This is a genomic window from Parabacteroides faecis, from assembly GCF_014647375.1.
Taxonomy (GTDB): domain Bacteria; phylum Bacteroidota; class Bacteroidia; order Bacteroidales; family Tannerellaceae; genus Parabacteroides; species Parabacteroides faecis.
On record NZ_BMPB01000008.1, the window covers coordinates 143287 to 160790 of the forward strand.

The following is a 17504-nucleotide window of genomic DNA, read 5'->3' on the forward strand; positions in this document are numbered from 1 at the left end:
TCTGTTTATTTATCGTTTATAGCATCAACAATCGGTCGTCTGAGTGCACGCCAGGCCGGGACAAGGGCCGACATCAGGTTTAAGACCAGGCAGAAGATCAATGTGTATCCGAAAATAGCCGGATTGATCAACATGCCGGGAGAAAGGTCGATAGAAGCGGTCAGCGAGCTGCCGTCCCAGTTATAATTGCCGAGCAACCATCCTTTCAATAAATAGATCAGGATATAAGATCCCAATAACCCAGCCAGTCCTCCCAGGAAAGTAAGCAGCAGGTTCTCATATAATATCTGCATAAGTAATGTTCTGTTTTCAGCTCCGAAAGCCTTACGGATACCCAGTTCTTCCATGCGCTTTTTCATCCGTGAGGCAGTCATGCCCGTCAGGTTAATGGAGGGCACTAACAACAACAGAAGTATGATCAGTATGATTTGCAGGTAGATCTTCAATAATTCCGGACTGTTAAAGGAGTCTCCTTCACTCATCCAGGCATGGAATACGGTATCCGGCTGATTGTTTAAAACAAAGTCGTATTGAACCGTAGTGGTATTGTAACGGCGGCAAAGTTCTTTGGCTTCCTGCCGGATGGCATCGAAGTCACCGGGCTTTTTTGCCAGTATGCAAACTTTCATATGCCCCAATATATAATCGCACCAACTACCTCCCTGAATCTGTAAAGGTCGGGTAGTAAAAGGTATCCACATCTCTGCGTAACTGTATTTTGCGATGGAGGGTATGTCTTTTACTACGCCGGAGACTATATATTCTTCAAAGTTCAGCATAAATGTTTTCCCTGCCGCGTCGGAGGTGTTGAACAGTCTGCGTGCAAGTGATTCATTCAACACTGCCTTTTTAATTCCGGATATGAACTCTTCTTCCGTGTAGGGTATCCCTGACAAGAAGCTAAACTGGAAAACTTTCCAGAAAGCAGCATCCGTACCCATAACAAGTCCGTTGTAAACATCATTGTTTCCTTGTACCTGTATGAATTCACTTTGTTCGCCTATAGGAAGAATGGCGGTGACAGCTTCCGGTGTCTGCATCCGGTAAAAGCATTCTTTAATGGTCGGGTAAGACAGTTTGCTGCTTCCGTATCCCTGGCCTTTTTTATTATTTACTTTTCCGTGCTGTACGATCATCATCCGGTCACGATTGGTTTCCGGGGCAATATCGGCTGTGCGGAAGTAATATAAAATAGCCAGTACCATGACCATTGTAATGGCCAGGCCGGTACCGGTTATATAAACGATGCTGAAGAACTTGTTTTGCCTTAGCATCTGCATTGCCTGCCTGAAATAGACTTTATACATAAAAGACTTTGTTATTATTGTTCTCGATCCATAATAGCAAAGTTTGTGCCATAAAGATAAAAGCTTGTTATTCAGCTTCAGACTGTACTTCGTGGTGTTCGTTATCGGACAGAGTGTTCATTTTCGTAAGGCTTAATATACCGTCTTCCAGCGAAAAACGATCATCATGGTCAGCCAGGAAACGAATTACGGTTATAATCTTGTCAGAAGGAAAAGAGATGTTTTCCATCAACTTTTTGGTTTCTGCCGGGCCGTCAGCCAAAGCTTCCAGTAAGGCATCACGAATGGCATTGAATGTATGATTGTTCAGGCCGGAATCGTTTTTAGCCAGGCAGACATCACAACAACCGCAATCAGAAGGGTCCTCTTCACCGAAGTAGGAGATCAGCATCCGACTCCGGCAGATACGATTTTCATTGATATACGCCATAACCCGGCTGATACGGCTCTCAAAACGTTCCTTTCGCTCTTCATAAGCCGACCGGGGGATGGAGAGGTATTTGACCTCTTCACGGGTCCGGGTATAAATGATTAACGGCGTTTTCTTGTGCGGGATATAATTTACGATCCTGTATTTGGATAGTCCGACCAGTACATCGTAAATATCCTGTTGACTCAATCCGGTACGTGTAGAGATCAGTCCCTCATTGATATAGACATAATCAGAAAATAGCCCGGTATAGGAACGGAGGATACATTGTATTACCTCGTCCGTTTTCTTATCCTGATGCAGATATCTGTAAAGCTCGTCACGTGTAGCCGTAAATACAAGGCGCGAAGCATTTTCCTGTTCTTCCGTGTATTCTATATAACCGGCCAGTTCCAGTATTTTTAAAGCATGGTGTGCCTGTAAATGCGAGAACTTATAAGCCGTGCAGAAATCGACGAGCGAGAAGTCGTGTACCGTATCCAGTCCGAAGCCCATCGCTATCTGGTAATAATTACCTAAAGCATCATAGACCCGGCTTATAAAATCCCTGTCGGGGAACTCGTCGGCCAGCCGTTTCTTTAGTTTCGTACAATCTATATTAGAACATAATGCGACTGCATAAGCCCTTTGTTCATCCCGTCCGGCGCGTCCCGCTTCCTGGTAATATTCTTCCAGCGATCCGGGCATATCCAGATGGACTACCAGGCGTACGTCCGGTTTATCGATACCCATACCGAATGCGTTTGTCGATACGATTACCCGGCATTCATTGTTTTTCCAACGGCTTTGACGCAGGTTCTTTTCATCCCGGTTGAGTCCGGCATGGAAGAAGTCTGCCGAAATACCTGCTTGTTGGAGCATGACTGCCACTTCTTTGGTCCGTTTCCGGTTACGCACATAAACGATTGCCGTTCCGGGCACTTTCCCCAGAATATAAATCAGAGAGTTCAACTTATCCTCTGTCTGCCGTACGATGTATGACAGATTTTTCCGTACGAAACTTTTTCGGAATACATTCTTTTCTTTAAAATGCAGCCGTTCCTGAATGTCGTTAACTACCTCCGGAGTTGCTGTTGCTGTCAGGGCAAGTACCGGTACTCCGGGAAGTTCTTCACGAATATCGGCAATACTCAGGTAGGAGGGCCGGAAGTCATATCCCCATTGTGAGATACAATGACTCTCGTCGATGACCAGCAGATTGACATTCATCGCCTGAAGTTTGCTTTTGAATATATCGGTACCTAACCGTTCGGGAGAGACATACAGGAACTTATAATCACCGAAGATACAATTCTCCAGTTGGGCGATAATCTCCTGTCGCGTCATTCCCGAATAAACGGCAGTCGCTTTGATCCCCAGTCTGCGAAGATTGTCGACCTGGTCTTTCATCAGGGCGATCAGAGGAGTCACGACAATGCATATCCCTTCCATGACCAATGCCGGCACCTGGAAGGTAATCGACTTACCTCCACCTGTCGGCATGAGTCCAAGGGTATCCTTTCCCTCGCAAACGGAGTGAATAATATCTTCCTGTAAAGGACGAAAAGCAGGGTATCCCCAATACTTCTCTAATATCTTATGGTAGACGTCCACCGGTTTCCTTCATATGTCATCGACCTTTATGTCTTTAACCATGAGTTGCAAGGTCGTGTTACCGTTATACGTATTTTCCTCGATCGTGTAGCAGATATTGAAAGGCTTCATTCCTTTAATATGGGTACTGTGTTGATGCATTCCGAAAGCGATACCGTGGATCGGTGTGTTCGACTTGTCGTCTATCAGTTCCAGTTTGATGTGCTCCAGTTCCTTTCCGACCAGTTTGCTTGTTCCGTAATCTTTCACGTTCAGCGAGCAAAACACAGGTTTCTGGTTGTCTGGACCGAAAGGATTCATTTTCTTTAGTTCACTCATAAACTTGGTATTGATATCTTTCAGGTCCAGTACCGCATCGATATCGATTTGCGGTGTCATCTGTTCCGGAATGATTTCATCGGCAGCCAGTTTCAGGAAACGTTCGGTAAAAGCATCCAGGTTTTCCTCTTTCAGGGAAAGACCGGCGGCGTATGTGTGTCCTCCGAAATTCTCCAGCAGGTCACGGCAATTCTCAATAGCTTTGTAGATATCGAAACCCGTAACCGAACGGGCGGAACCGGTGATCAGTTCGGATGATTTGGTCAGAACGACTGCCGGGCGGTAGTATTTTTCCGTCAAGCGGGAAGCGACGATACCGATCACGCCTTTATGCCAACCGCGATTATAAACGACGATTGCCTTCCGGTCTTCCATATTGGCGAAATCATCGATGATAGCATTCGCTTCGTCGGTAATCTTTTTATCCAGTTCCCGGCGTTCGTCATTGTATTGATTGATGTTTTCGCTCTTTTCACGGGCCGATTCCACATCTTTCGCCAGTAACAGGTCTACAGCTTCCTTTCCGTTCATCATGCGTCCGGATGCGTTGATACGTGGGCCGATCTTGAAAACGATGTCGCTGATCGTTATATCTTTTCCGGTAAGTCCGCAGATATCGATGATACCTTTCAGTCCCAGGCTCGGGTTACTGTTCAATTGCTTTAGTCCGTAATAAGCCAGGATACGATTTTCGCCGGTGATAGGCACGATATCGGAGGCTATGCTGACAGCTGTCAACTCCAGTAGTTTTTCCAGTTCCGAGAAAGGGAAATTATTGCTTTTGGCAAAAGCCTGCATGAATTTGAAACCTACGCCGCAACCCGACAGATGGTCATACGGATAGATCGAATCCACCCGTTTTGCATCCAGTACAGCCACAGCATCCGGCAGTGTATCATCCGGCATATGGTGGTCGCAGATGATAAAATCGATGCCTTTGCCTTTGGCATATTCAATCTTTTCGATTGCCTTGATTCCGCAATCGAGTGAAATAATTAATGAGACTCCGTTTTCGGAGGCATAATCTATCCCCTTGTAAGAAATGCCGTATCCTTCATCGTAACGGTCCGGGATATAATAATCCAGGGACGAAGAATAGGGTCTTAGATACTTGTACACAAGTGATACGGCTGTTGTACCGTCCACGTCATAATCGCCGTAAATCAGAATCTTCTCTTTATTTCCCAATGCCCTGTTCAACCGTTTCACCGCCTTATCCATATCCGGCATAAGAAACGGGTCGTGCAGGTCGTTCAAGCTGGGTTTAAAGAATTTTCTGGCCTCTTCAGCCGTCGTGATCCCTCTCTGAACAAGCAGCAGGCAGATGACCGGGCTGAAGCCGATTTCGGCTGCCAGTGCATCTCTCTTACGTAATTCTTCTTCTGTAGGGGTTTGAAAATTCCATCTGTTAATCATTATATATTGTTTTTTTCTTTTTTCTCTCTTATCACAGATAATGTGTCGATTGAATCACATTATCATCGGGGTTAACTCCCTGTTTCTTTTGAACCCGTAAAGTTAGAAATTAAAATGGAGAATATCGGTGGGTACGATGAAATATTAACAATAAAAAAACTGACTTTCCTTTCAGGATATGAAGAATGGCAGGTTTATGTTTTCTTCCGTAGATTCGTACCGTCTCTGTGATAAACTGAAAGCAGTGAAGGTGATATATAATTATTTTCGGTTTATATCGTTAGTTGGAAAATAAACCTGTATATTTGTCACAATATTTTAAAAAACAATGACGGAAGATATAAAAAAGGCCTGTGAAGTAATGCAGGCGGGAGGGATAATTCTCTATCCGACAGATACAATCTGGGGAATTGGTTGCGATGCGACCAATGAGAAGGCCGTGCAACGTGTGTACGAATTAAAGAAAAGAGCAGACAATAAGGCTATGCTGGTCCTGATGGATAGTTCAGCCAAATTAAATATGTACGTGAACGATATTCCGGATATTGCCTGGGATCTGATCGAAGTGGCAGATAAGCCACTGACAATCATTTATTCCAATGCGAAGAATCTGGCAAAAAACCTGTTGGCAGATGACGGTAGTGTCGGTATACGTATAACCAATGAAGAATTTTCGCGTCAGTTATGCGAACGCTTCCGTAAACCGTTGGTCTCTACTTCTGCCAATGTGAGCGGAGATCTTTCTCCAGCTAATTTCTCTGAAGTGTCCGAGGTGGTAAAGAATGGCGTCGATTACATCGTTTCTTACCGCCAGGATGATATGAGCAAGGCGCAACCGTCGAACATACTTAAGTTGGGTGCCGGAGGTCTTATTCAGGTGATCAGGTAATAATGAAAAGAAACAGACAGGCAGCAAAATACATATTATCGGATTTTGTATCGGCAGCGGTCGCCTGGTTTTTATTTAACTGGCTTCGCTATGAAGAGATGGCTGTGTATGAGGGGGCAACCTCTTTTGCTAACTATCTGAGTTATACTCCGGTTATAAAAGGACAGTTGATCATTCCGTTCTTTTGGCTGGCTTTGTATTATTTCTCGGGTTATTACAATAAATGGCTGGCCAAGTCAAGATTAACAGAGTTGTTCTCGACTTTTGTGACAGTGCTGATCGGGGTGGTATTTATTTTCTTTGTGGTGGTGTTGAATGACCTGCCGCGTTCTTTCCATGTTTATTATGAACTGTTTTTCTCTCTCTTCGGATTACAGTTTTTCATGACCTATATACCACGCCTGGCAATTACACAAAGTGGCATACGAAAGATAAAGAGCCGGAAATGGGCAACGAAAGTTTTGATTATCGGTGCAGGAAAGAGAGCAGCCCATATTGCGGGTGATCTTTATCGGTTGGGATACCATATATCAGGTTTTATCCCCGAAGACGATACGACTCCTGTACTTGTGGAAAAGAATGAGATTGCCGGAGAGTTATCTGATTTGCCGTCGGTCGTAACCGACAAGAAGATCGATGAACTGGTACTGGCTGCTGAAACGGAAGACGACAAAAAGCAACTTACGATCCTGTATTCGCTTTATCATTACAAATTGCCGATCAAGGTGCTGGCAGATAAGTTGAGCATGTTGTCGCAAGTGAAGATAAAGACGATCAGAGGCATCCCGTTGGTGAACGTGACAGAGAATAACCTGTCGTCGGTTGAGAAGAACATTAAGTTTGTGATGGACAAAGTATTGTCTGTATTGGTACTGTTGATACTCTCGCCGATGTATCTTTACATAGCCTGGCGGGTGAAGAAAGATTCGCCAGGACCGGTGTTCTTCCGGCAGGAACGGATCGGATATATGGGGAAGCCTTTTTATATCTATAAATTCCGGACAATGTATACCGATGCGGAAGATAACGGCCCTTTGCTTTCATCGGAAAAAGACAAAAGGATCACTCCGTTCGGCCATCTTTTAAGGAAATATCGGTTGGATGAGTTCCCCCAGTTCTGGAATGTACTGAAAGGCGATATGTCGATTGTCGGTCCGCGTCCGGAGAGGAAGTATTTTATCGATCAAATCGTGAAAAAAGCGCCTTATTACTATCTGTTGCATAACGTAAAGCCAGGTATTACCTCGTTGGGAATGGTGAAATACGGTTATGCCAATGATGTCGATAAGATGATAGAACGTTTAAGATATGATATATTATATTACGAAAATATGTCGTTAGTGCTGGATATAACAATTTTGATTTATACGGTGAAAACGGTGTTTACAGGTAAAGGTATTTGAAATGGCAAAAGAAGGTTTATTTTACAGGTTCCTGCTCTGGCGGGACAAGCATATAAAAGAAAAGCATTTTATTTTGGTGATCAGTTTTCTGGTCGGGATATGTACGGCTGCGTCCGCAATTATCCTGAAACAGTTAATTCATCTGATACAACATCTTCTTACCGGAAATTTCGATGTGAGCGGAGTGAACTACCTGTATCTGCTTTATCCGGTGATCGGTATATTGCTGGCAGGATTATTCGTAAAATACATCGTACGTGACGATATCAGTCATGGGGTGACAAAGATCCTGTATGCCATTTCGCAGCGTAAGAGCCGCATCAAGCCACATAACACCTGGACTTCCATTGTAGCCAGTTCGGTCACGATCGGTTTCGGTGGATCAGTAGGAGCGGAGGCCCCGATCGTATTGACGGGAGCGGCTATCGGTTCCAATCTGGGGCGTCTGTTCCGTATGGAGCAGAAGACGTTGATGCTGTTGGTCGGTTGTGGAGCAGCCGGTGCGATTGCCGGTATCTTTAAGGCCCCGATCGCGGGATTGGTATTTGTGATCGAGGTGTTATTGCTCGACCTGACCATGACATCGGTGTTGCCTTTACTGATCTCTTCAGTGACAGCGGCTACGGTTTCCTATATCTTTACAGGTACGGAGGCCATGTTTAAATTCTCGCAGACAGAAGTGTTTGAGATAGAACGTATTCCGTATGTATTGTTACTGGGAGTTTTCTGTGGATTGGTTTCTTTGTATTTTACACGGGTGATGAACCGGGTGGAAGGTATGTACCGTAAACTGGGTGTTTACTGGAAGAAGTTCCTGCTTGGCGGTGTCATGTTGAGCGTACTTATCTTCCTGTTCCCGCCGTTGTACGGTGAAGGGTACGATACGATCGGTTCACTGCTGAACGGACAATTTTCCCATATCATGGACAAGAGTTTGTTTTATGACCTGAATGATACTTATTGGGGAATTATCGTGTTTCTGTTCCTGATCCTGCTAACAAAGGTGTTCGCCTCCAGTGCGACAAATGCCGGTGGCGGATGTGGTGGTATTTTTGCACCTAGCTTGTACCTGGGATGTATTTCCGGTTTTCTCTTTGCACATACCTCCAATTACTTTCCGTTCACCATGTATATTTCAGAAAAGAATTTTGCCCTACTGGGAATGGCCGGAATCATGTCGGGAGTCATGCATGCTCCGCTAACAGGTGTGTTCCTGATTGCGGAACTTACCGGTGGATACGATCTTTTCCTTCCGTTAATGATCGTTTCTATCAGCTCATATCTGACAATTCTCATGTTTGAACCTCATAGTATCTATTCAATGCGTCTGGCACAAAAGGGCGAATTGCTTACCCATCATAAAGACCGTGCCGTCCTGACTTTATTGAATACGGACAGTGTAATAGAGAAAGACTTTCAGGTCGTTTCACCGGAAATGTCATTAGGAGATATGGTCAAGGTGATTGCAAAGAGCGGACGAAATACATTCCCGGTTGTCGATGAAAAGGGTGTTTTGCTGGGAATTGTATTATTGGATAACATTCGCAACATTATGTTCCGTCCGGAGTTATATAACAGATTTCATGTCTCTAAGTTCATGGTATCGGCTCCGGCAAAGATACAGATCGGGACACCGATGGAACAAATCATGGGTATCTTTGACGATACGAAAGCATGGAACTTGCCGGTAGTGGATGAAGAAGGACGTTATGTCGGCTTTATGTCGAAATCAAAGATATTTAATTCATACCGCGAAGTATTGGTAGAAAACTTTTCAGGAGATTAAAAGATGGAAAAAAAAGAGTTACGGATTGTGTATATGGGCACTCCCGATTTCGCCGTGGAGAGCCTGCGTGCCTTGGTGGAAGGCGGATATAATGTAGTAGGAGTAATCACTATGCCGGATAAACCAGTCGGACGTCATGGAAGTGTCCTGCAGGCAAGTCCGGTGAAAGAATATGCTTTGTCGCAGAATCTTCCCGTGTTACAACCGGAGAAACTGAAAGATGAAGCTTTTCTCGATGCGCTGCGTGCATTGAAAGCAGATTTGCAGATCGTGGTAGCTTTCCGTATGTTGCCGGAAGTTGTCTGGGATATGCCTCGTTTCGGCACATTCAATCTGCATGCTTCTTTGCTGCCGCAATACCGCGGGGCGGCTCCTATCAACTGGGCTGTGATTAACGGCGATACGGAAACAGGTGTGACAACTTTTTTCCTGACGCATGAAATAGATACCGGAAAGATCATCCGCCAGAAACATCTGCCGATTGCCGATACGGATGATGTCGGTGTCGTACACGATGCTTTGATGGCCATAGGTGCCGGCCTGGTAACAGAAACGGTAGATCTGCTGCTGGAAGGGAAAGTGGATGCCGTTCCCCAGGAAGAGTTCTTTAAGGATGCAGCCGAACTGCGCCCGGCCCCTAAGATATTCAAGGATACCTGCCGGATCAATTGGAACCAGCCGTTGAAGAAGATATATGATTTTATCCGTGGTCTTTCTCCGTATCCTGCAGCATGGACAGAGCTGGTAGCTCCCGATGGAAGCCGTATGGCATTGAAAGTTTATAAGACTGAAAAGCATCCGGCTTCGCATGATCTGGTTACCGGTACGATACATACGGATGCAAAAAGCTATATCGATGTCGCCGTGGAAGATGGTTACATCCGTCTGTTGGCGGTGCAATTAGCGGGTAAAAAACGGATGGAAGTAAAAGACTTCCTGAACGGATTCAAACAAATCGGGGATTATACCGTAGAATAATGATGAAAGGAACCAGACGCATTATCTATATAATACTGGGTTCTTTTTTCCTGATACTGGGAGCAATAGGAATATTCGTTCCGTTGCTCCCGACTACTCCTTTCTGGTTGCTCACTTGTTGGTTTTATATCCGGAGTTCCGAGAAGTTATACAACAGGGTGATGAGCAACCGCCATTTCGGACCTTATATCCGGAATTATATGGTAGATAAGGCAATCCCGTTACGTTCAAAGATCATTTCCGTAGCAGTGATGTGGCTGTCTGCTATTTTTACCTCTCTTTTTCTCGTCGATATTCTTTGGGTGAAGATCCTGCTGATCCTGATCAGTATCGGAGTCAGTTGGCATATCCTGTCATTCCCTACCAAGAAATAAAACATATATGATTCGCTTCTAAAACATAGGTGTTTTGCCTTCAAACCATATATGTTTTCAGAACGGACATCATACCGTTGTTTCAGAATAATAATTCTTTTCTTCTTTTCCTGTATTCACCGGGTGTTATGCCATAATGATTTTTGAACACACGTGAGAAGTAAGCATCGTCATAGAATCCTAACCGGTAAGCGATCTCTTTTATATTATATTCATTGCTGAGCAACAGAGGGAGTGCCGCATTCATCCGTAATAAAGAAATATAGTTTGCCGGAGTCGTCTGCAATGCCTTTGAAAATATTTTATGGAAATAGTTCGGTGAGATATTACAACAATCGGCCAATTGCTTTAAGCGAATTGGTTCGGTGAAATGTTCCTTGATATATGAAATGGCCGGTTCTATCGTATGGATAGAATAAATCTCGCGGGGAGAAGTCCATGAATGCTGCTCCAGCAAAGATACGATCATTGCCTGAATACCGGTTTGCATGCGTAATGATTCCAGAAGATATTCTCTGCCGGAGGTATGTGCGGAGGAGATCAGTATTTCTATATGGGGTAATGACCCGGCAACCATTTCCAATGTATCTGCGAAATTAACGACTAAAGGCATTGCCAGCAGACTATGATGAAGAATTATATCTTTGGGAATGAAATGCAGCCAATGCGTAGAGAACGATTTCCTGCATTGTTGCGATACCAGTTTACTACCGTTGATAAAATACAGATTTCCGCTTTCCAGTAGAAATTCCCCGTTTTCATCGGTAAGGAACAGTTCTCCGTCTGTGATCTGGTATAGCTTGAAACAGTTATCTATGTCCGAATGCTTTTTATTCCATGAACTGTTGCCTGAATAAGTTCCTCCGGTAAGCACATCGATTGTATGGTTTAAATGGATCATAATGTTATAGTCTGGAATAAGATTCTACAATAATAGCCAAAAATTATACAATGAGTATATAAAACGGATTATTTATTTTTGCCGGTACTAAATTCTAATTCTAACATCATGAAAACAATAGTTGGGAATCTGTATCTCTGGTGTATGATCTTGTCTTTACTGTTCAGTGGTTGTAGCCGGAAGAAAGAATGGACGGGTGGACCTCATGATGATCCGCGAAACAGACCGGAAGGTACTTCAGGAAGTAGGAGAGATGATCAGGAATAACAAATGAACCGGAAATTACTATATGAAAAATTTGAATAACTTATTATTGGGACTTGCTTTCTGTTCTTTATTATCCTGTGGAAACCAACAGAAAGAAATATCTGTCACCTCCTGCCTGTTCCCGAAAGGAGTTACGGCGGATGAAAAGGCCCGTTTAGCAGCTCATGTCGTACCTTCCGACCGTCAGCTGGAATGGCAGCAGATGGAGTTTACCTGTTTCATCTGCTATGGTGTAAACACCTTTACCGATGCAGAGTGGGGAACGGGGAAAGAAGATCCGTCTGTCTTCAATCCGACAGAACTCGATGCCAGGCAATGGGCACAGACAGCGAAAGACGCGGACATGAAAATGATTCTGCTGACCTGCAAGCATCACGATGGTTTCTGTCTATGGCCTTCGGCATATACCGATTTCTCGGTAGCATCTACTCCCTGGAAAGACGGGCAGGGTGACCTGGTTCGTGAAGTAGCTGATGCCTGTAAGGAATACGGCCTGAAGTTTGCCGTTTATCTTTCTCCTTGGGATATGAATCATCCGGATTATGGAACGGAGCAATATAATGATTATTTTGTCAACCAGCTTACAGAGTTGTTGACGCAATATGGCCGTGTTGACGAAGTATGGTTTGACGGAGCCTGTGGTGAAGGGCCGAACGGGAAGAAACAGGAATATGATTTCATGCGTTATTATGAACTGATCCGTCGCTTGCAACCTCAGGCTGTCATTGCTGTTATGGGGCCGGATGTGAGATGGGTAGGAACGGAAAGCGGTTACGGACGTGATACGGAGTGGAGTGTATTGCCGGCAGCAGTATCCAGCCTGACAGCTATTGCGGAGTCGTCCCAGCAAGAAACCGGCAGCGGTACTTTCCTGCCGGAAGGAGATAAGATGGCACAGGATCTGGGAAGCCGTACTTTATTGGCTGACGCCAGGGGAGTGATCTGGTATCCATCCGAAGTAGACGTTTCGATCCGTCCGGGCTGGTATTACCATGCATCGGAAGATACTTCGGTGAAAACGCCTCAAAAGTTGATCGATATCTATTACAGTTCGATAGGGAAGAACTCATTGCTACTATTGAACCTGCCTCCTGACAAACGGGGATTGATCCATGAGAATGACATTTCTTCATTAATGAATATGAAGCGGATACTGGGAAAGACATTTGAAAAGAATCTGTTGGAGAAAGCTGTTTCGTCTACCGGTGAAATCGGTGATTTAACTGATGGCAGGCTGGAAACCTATTGGCAAGGTTCCGGAAAAACAAATACGATAGAAATATCCTTTGAAGGGGAAGAGCAGTTCGACCGCCTTCTTTTACAGGAAAATATAACGGAAGGTCAACGGATCGAACGCTTTACACTGGAATGTCAGGTAGGCGATACCTGGCAAATGATAACAGAAGGGACAACTGTCGGATATAAACGGATTCTACGGTTTGCCCCTGTCCGATGCAATAAAGTCCGGATTGTGGTTTCGGAGTCGAGAGATCTTCCTCAGTTATCGGAGATCGGATTCTATAAGGCTTCTGAAGAGGAACAAGAATAATTAAATAATGATCTCCCGGTTGATTGTTCCCGTAAAGAGAACATTCACCGGGAGATTTATTTTATCGGCTCAACAATTAAATTCTTCATCGGAAGAAGGTGCGCCTTTCTCGAACTCTGTCTTTATTTGTTTCACCCATTTCCGTATCCTTTCGTTCGTTTTATCGGATTGGTTTTCTATATCTATCACCAGGCCGAGGAATTGTCCGTTTTCGACGGCTTCTGAACGGCTGAAATGGTAACCTTCTGCCGATGTTTTACCGATCAGGGTAGCCCCTCGTTCGGTAAATGCTCTTGCCAGAATACCGATTCCATCGGCAAAATTATCCGGATATTTCTTTTGGTCACCCAGTCCGAAGAGGGCGACTTTCTTCCCTTGCAGGTTGAGTGTTGCCAGTTCGGGGAGGGTCTCGTCCCAGTATGTCGGCAGTTCTCCGTCAAACCAGGTGGATGAGCCTGCAATGATATGGTCGTATGCATTAAACTCCTTTTCATCGGAACGTTCTACCGGAATTATATCGACAATATCTTCTCCGAACGCTTCCTTTATCTTTTGGGCAACTGCAGCAGTCTTAGCTGTAGCAGTCCCGTAAAATAATCCTATCTTTTTCATTGCTTGTTTTTATTAATTGTTTCTAATCTTATCAGACCTGAACCCGTAACAAAGGATTGTTTTTGTCCTGACCAAAAGACTCTGCCACTGTATTGGCAGAGTTGTGCCATACCTATGGCAGAGTTATGCCATTACCTTGGCAGAGTCGTGCCATAATAGTGGCATTACCAGGTACTGCCTTTCTGATTATCTTAATACTCCAATAGTTCTTTAGCCGCCTTATATATCTTCTCCTCATTGGGAAGGATAGCCTTCTCGAGTATCGGATTGAATCCGACGGGGGTAAAGATCGAACCGACACGCTGTATCGGGGCATCCAGATATTGGAACAACTCGGCACCGATCATACTGGCAATTTCAGCTCCAAAACCGGAGAACACTTTGTCTTCATGTACGATCAGCACTTTACTGGTCTTTTTAACGGATTCAAAAATAGTCTCTTTATCCAACGGAATAAGCGAACGGAGATCGATCACTTCGACATTCCTGTTATGCTCTTTCTGTAACCGTTCGGCAACATTCAGGCAGAGATGAGTGGTATTACCATATGTAATAATACTCATATCGTCGCCTGCCCGGCGGATGCGTGCCTTGCCGAATGGGACTTCAAAATCATCGGGAACGACGGCAGATGCTTCAACTGCATTATATAAAGCTTTCGGTTCGAGAAACAGGGTGAAGCCTTTCGACCGCATGCTCGTCCGGAGTAAACCGGCAGCATCATCGGCAAAAGAAGGATAGACGATCCGTGCACCGGGCAACGTAGTCAGCGCCCCTTCGATAGTCTGGGAGTGATATAAACCTCCTCCGATATAACCTCCGGAAGCCAGACGAAGCGTGATGTTGGGAGTGAACCGTCCGTAGCTTCTCCAGTATTCGTGGGTACATTCCACATACTGTTCTACTGCGGGCCAGAAATAATCGGCAAATTCGGCCCCTTCTATTACAACATGGATTTTAGGATCGAAGCGGCACATACCATTGGCCGTACCGACGATATAGTCTTCGGCAATCGGGGCATTGAAGACACGGGCATCGCCGAACTCTTGCTGCATTCCTTTTGAGATATTGAAAACGCCGCCTTTCTCTTTGTTGGCAATATCCTGTCCCCAGATGAACGTGTCCGGGTTGTGACGGAATTCTGCTTTCAGTGTTTTGTTGATGGCGGTGACCAATGTTTCTTTTTCTCCGTTTTCATCGTGTATGCCGTCCGTATATTTGGTAGGGATATAAGGCTCGGGCAAAACAAAGTCAGTGACAGTGGCAGGATCCGGATCGGGTGCGGCCAATGCTTTCCGGTTGGCTGCGCTCAGGTCTTTCTTTGCTTTGTCTTCTATCTCCTTCAATTCTTCTTCCGTAAATCGTTTGTAACGGAGAAGCATACGGCGGAATTTGTACAAAGGGTCGGCTGCCTTTACATAGTTCAGCTCGTTTTCATCGCGGTATAAAGTATGTTTATCCGAATTGGAATGGGAACCGATACGAACACAGTTTGCCTGTACGATTACCGGTGTACGGTTCAGGGCATATTCTTTTGCTTCCGTCATGGCATTCATGGAGTCGAATACGTCCTTACCGTTACAATGGATAATCTTCAGATTTTTGAAACCGGAGAAGTTGTCGGCCACCTTTCGGTTAGCTGTCTGATCCTCCTTCGGAACAGAAATGCCGTACCCGTTGTCCTGAATAACAAAGATAACCGGCAGGCGTTCCGTGCTGGCACCGTTTATCGCTTCATACACGAAACCTTCGGAAGTGGCGGATTCACCGTGGGAAGTGATAGCAACTCCTTTGTGTTTGTAGTAAACCATCGCACGTCCGACACCAGCCGCATGCAGGTCGTGTGTACCTGTTGCGGAAGAGATATTTTCTATGTTCCACTCCGTTTTGGCGAAGTGGTTCGACATATGCCGTCCGGCACCAGTCAGGTCGGTCGCCTTAGAGATACCGTTCAGTATAATTTCTTCAGGAGTCATTCCGGCCGATAATACCGTGAGCATGTCCCGGTAATAGGGGAACAGGAAATCTTCTCCCTTTTTGAAAACCTGCCCGATCGCAAGTTGAATCCCGTCATGTCCGGCGTATGGAGCATGATATGACCAACCTAACGATTGTAGCAGGTAGGCAGGGGCCTTTTCGTCGAGAGCCCGGCCAAGTGTCATCAGATAGAACCACTTTTTCAGGGTTTCTTTATCCGTAGTCTTTATATCGTACTTTTTCATGTTTGAGTAATTTAATTATTAAAGATTCCAGTTTTCCAGATAATCGGCAATATAGCGCAGGAAAGCACCGCCCAAAGCACCGTTGATAAGACGATGGTCGTATGACAGGGACAGATACATCTTATGGCGTATTCCGATCGTGTCGCCTTCAGGTGTTTCAATGACAGCCGGTTTCTTTTCTATATAACCGACACCCAGGATGGCCACCTGCGGTTGATTGATGATCGGAGTGGCAAAGAGGTTCTTGAATGTACCGAAGTTAGTGATCGTGAAAGTTCCTCCTTGTATATCATCCGGCGCAAGTTTATTGGCACGTGCTTTATTGGCCAGAGAATCGATGGCAACGGCAAGGCCGTTCAGATTCAGCTTGTCGGCATCACGTACGACCGGGACAATCAGGTTGCCGTCATCCAGTGAAACTGCTATTCCTACATTGATATGCTTTTTCAGAATGATCTGATAGCCGTTGACAGAGGCGTTAACCTGCGGAAATTCAGCTAAAGCTTTAGCTGTCGCTTCCGTGATGGCCGGCATATAGGTCAGACTGATACCTTCGCGTTTCCGAAATGCATCCTTTGTGCGGGAGCGCCATTGAACCAGTTTGGTTACATCTACTTCCACAACCGTTGTGACATGAGGTGAGACGTTCTTCGACATGACCATATGATCAGCAATGATCCGGCCGACACGATCCATCTCGACTATTTTATCTTCGCCGTTTGCCGATACGGGTATTGACGGAGCAGAAGCCGGAGCGGATGGGGCAGAAGTAACCGGAGTTGCAGAAGCTGCTTTGCTTTGTGGAGCAGGTTCCGGTTTGCTGGCCGATACTGCCTGTGAGGGCTGCTGCACTTTCGTTCCCGAAGCGGTATTTTTCTTTCCGGAGAGGTAATCTTTCATATCTTTTTTGCTCAAACGTCCCATGTAACCTGTTCCGGGAATCTGATCCAGTTCCTCTTGTGACAGATTGGCTTCGCGGGCCATTTGGAGTACGACAGGCGAATACCATCTCCCGTCTTCCTGGGCGGCTTGTGCTTTAGGCACCGGTGCCGAAGATATCGTGTTGCTATTCCCGGCAGGAGCAGCGGCTGTCGTTCCTTTTTCAACTTTTTGTTCTGAAGCTGTGTGATCGGGTGCATCCTCTTCTTCCGAACCTTCCAGCAGGATTACTGCGACTGTTGTACCTACTGCAACCGTGTCGCCTTCCTGGAATAATATTTCAAGTACTTTTCCGGCAACGGGGGAAGGTATTTCCGCACTGACCTTTGCCGTACTTACTTCGAAAAGTACATCGTCTTCTTTGATGAAATCACCTGTTTTTACAGACCAGGAAATAATGGTTCCTTCTGTAATACTTTCGCCCAGTTTGGGCATTTTTATTTCGAATGTAGCCATAGTATAATTAATTTATTTCTTTTTGTTATCGCCGGATAAATAAATCGACCGTGAATATTTCGGT

The 17504-nt window shown here is 45.2% G+C and carries 14 protein-coding genes; 7 read left to right on the forward strand and 7 right to left on the reverse strand.

Features of this window, described 5'->3' with window-relative positions; all coding sequences use genetic code 11:
• Positions 1 to 5: 5 nt before the first annotated feature.
• The 3 genes from IEY67_RS12885 to recJ all read right to left on the reverse strand — a co-directional run bounded on the left by IEY67_RS12885 (position 6) and on the right by recJ (position 5064).
• Positions 6 to 1307 (reverse strand): ABC transporter permease, encoded by a 1302-nt coding sequence (locus tag IEY67_RS12885; RefSeq protein ID WP_183671611.1) that lies wholly within the window; start codon positions 1305 to 1307, stop codon positions 6 to 8.
• Positions 1308 to 1374: 67 nt separating this feature from the next.
• Positions 1375 to 3330 carry a RecQ family ATP-dependent DNA helicase gene (locus tag IEY67_RS12890; protein ID WP_183671612.1) on the reverse strand — a complete coding sequence of 652 codons (1956 nt, stop codon included), beginning with the start codon at positions 3328 to 3330 and terminating at the stop codon, positions 1375 to 1377.
• 9 nt (positions 3331 to 3339) lie between these two features.
• Complete coding sequence (recJ, locus tag IEY67_RS12895; protein ID WP_122354464.1) at positions 3340 to 5064, reverse strand: single-stranded-DNA-specific exonuclease RecJ; 1725 nt, start codon at positions 5062 to 5064, stop codon at positions 3340 to 3342.
• 328 nt (positions 5065 to 5392) lie between these two features.
• Between recJ and IEY67_RS12900 the strand changes: the two genes are divergently transcribed.
• From IEY67_RS12900 to IEY67_RS12920, 5 genes are read left to right on the forward strand one after another with little or no spacing between them, the layout of a single operon-like run.
• Entirely contained in the window at positions 5393 to 5953 is a 561-nt protein-coding gene (locus IEY67_RS12900; protein ID WP_183671613.1) for an L-threonylcarbamoyladenylate synthase, read from the forward strand.
• 2 nt (positions 5954 to 5955) lie between these two features.
• Positions 5956 to 7356: a sugar transferase gene (locus tag IEY67_RS12905; protein ID WP_183671614.1), complete on the forward strand. Its 1401-nt coding sequence runs from the start codon at positions 5956 to 5958 to the stop codon at positions 7354 to 7356.
• Position 7357: 1 nt separating this feature from the next.
• Complete coding sequence (locus IEY67_RS12910) at positions 7358 to 9142, forward strand: chloride channel protein (protein ID WP_122354461.1); 1785 nt, start codon at positions 7358 to 7360, stop codon at positions 9140 to 9142.
• Between the two features lie 3 nt (positions 9143 to 9145).
• Positions 9146 to 10120 carry a methionyl-tRNA formyltransferase gene (gene fmt, locus IEY67_RS12915; protein WP_183671615.1) on the forward strand — a complete coding sequence of 325 codons (975 nt, stop codon included), beginning with the start codon at positions 9146 to 9148 and terminating at the stop codon, positions 10118 to 10120.
• A gap of 2 nt (positions 10121 to 10122) precedes the next feature.
• Entirely contained in the window at positions 10123 to 10494 is a 372-nt protein-coding gene (locus IEY67_RS12920) for a YbaN family protein (RefSeq protein WP_122354522.1), read from the forward strand.
• Between the two features lie 82 nt (positions 10495 to 10576).
• Here the strand turns inward: IEY67_RS12920 and IEY67_RS12925 are convergent, their stop codons facing one another.
• On the reverse strand, positions 10577 to 11395 hold the full coding sequence (locus tag IEY67_RS12925) for a helix-turn-helix transcriptional regulator (protein WP_183671616.1): 819 nt from the start codon (positions 11393 to 11395) through the stop codon (positions 10577 to 10579).
• A 108-nt stretch (positions 11396 to 11503) separates the two neighbouring features.
• Here IEY67_RS12925 and IEY67_RS12930 point away from each other — a divergent pair, with 108 nt between their 5' ends.
• On the forward strand, positions 11504 to 11662 hold the full coding sequence (locus tag IEY67_RS12930; RefSeq protein ID WP_183671617.1) for a hypothetical protein: 159 nt from the start codon (positions 11504 to 11506) through the stop codon (positions 11660 to 11662).
• 22 nt (positions 11663 to 11684) lie between these two features.
• Complete coding sequence (locus tag IEY67_RS12935) at positions 11685 to 13211, forward strand: alpha-L-fucosidase (RefSeq protein ID WP_183671618.1); 1527 nt, start codon at positions 11685 to 11687, stop codon at positions 13209 to 13211.
• A gap of 69 nt (positions 13212 to 13280) precedes the next feature.
• Here IEY67_RS12935 and IEY67_RS12940 read toward each other — a convergent pair whose 3' ends face one another.
• The 3 genes from IEY67_RS12940 to IEY67_RS12950 form a co-directional block, all read right to left on the reverse strand.
• Positions 13281 to 13823: a flavodoxin gene (locus tag IEY67_RS12940; RefSeq protein WP_183671619.1), complete on the reverse strand. Its 543-nt coding sequence runs from the start codon at positions 13821 to 13823 to the stop codon at positions 13281 to 13283.
• A 191-nt stretch (positions 13824 to 14014) separates the two neighbouring features.
• Positions 14015 to 16045 (reverse strand): alpha-ketoacid dehydrogenase subunit alpha/beta, encoded by a 2031-nt coding sequence (locus IEY67_RS12945; RefSeq protein ID WP_183671620.1) that lies wholly within the window; start codon positions 16043 to 16045, stop codon positions 14015 to 14017.
• 18 nt (positions 16046 to 16063) lie between these two features.
• On the reverse strand, positions 16064 to 17440 hold the full coding sequence (locus IEY67_RS12950) for a dihydrolipoamide acetyltransferase family protein (RefSeq protein WP_183671621.1): 1377 nt from the start codon (positions 17438 to 17440) through the stop codon (positions 16064 to 16066).
• Positions 17441 to 17504 lie beyond the last annotated feature (64 nt).

Coding starts and splice junctions, on each gene's coding strand:
- IEY67_RS12885 (WP_183671611.1), bottom strand. CDS start 1,307: ATGTATAAAGTCTATTTCAGGCAGGCAATGCAGATGCTAAGGCAAAAC.
- recJ (WP_122354464.1), bottom strand. CDS start 5,064: ATGATTAACAGATGGAATTTTCAAACCCCTACAGAAGAAGAATTACGT.
- IEY67_RS12900 (WP_183671613.1), top strand. CDS start 5,393: ATGACGGAAGATATAAAAAAGGCCTGTGAAGTAATGCAGGCGGGAGGG.
- IEY67_RS12905 (WP_183671614.1), top strand. CDS start 5,956: ATGAAAAGAAACAGACAGGCAGCAAAATACATATTATCGGATTTTGTA.
- IEY67_RS12910 (WP_122354461.1), top strand. CDS start 7,358: ATGGCAAAAGAAGGTTTATTTTACAGGTTCCTGCTCTGGCGGGACAAG.
- fmt (WP_183671615.1), top strand. CDS start 9,146: ATGGAAAAAAAAGAGTTACGGATTGTGTATATGGGCACTCCCGATTTC.
- IEY67_RS12920 (WP_122354522.1), top strand. CDS start 10,123: ATGAAAGGAACCAGACGCATTATCTATATAATACTGGGTTCTTTTTTC.
- IEY67_RS12925 (WP_183671616.1), bottom strand. CDS start 11,395: ATGATCCATTTAAACCATACAATCGATGTGCTTACCGGAGGAACTTAT.
- IEY67_RS12930 (WP_183671617.1), top strand. CDS start 11,504: ATGAAAACAATAGTTGGGAATCTGTATCTCTGGTGTATGATCTTGTCT.
- IEY67_RS12935 (WP_183671618.1), top strand. CDS start 11,685: ATGAAAAATTTGAATAACTTATTATTGGGACTTGCTTTCTGTTCTTTA.
- IEY67_RS12940 (WP_183671619.1), bottom strand. CDS start 13,823: ATGAAAAAGATAGGATTATTTTACGGGACTGCTACAGCTAAGACTGCT.
- IEY67_RS12945 (WP_183671620.1), bottom strand. CDS start 16,045: ATGAAAAAGTACGATATAAAGACTACGGATAAAGAAACCCTGAAAAAG.
- IEY67_RS12950 (WP_183671621.1), bottom strand. CDS start 17,440: ATGGCTACATTCGAAATAAAAATGCCCAAACTGGGCGAAAGTATTACA.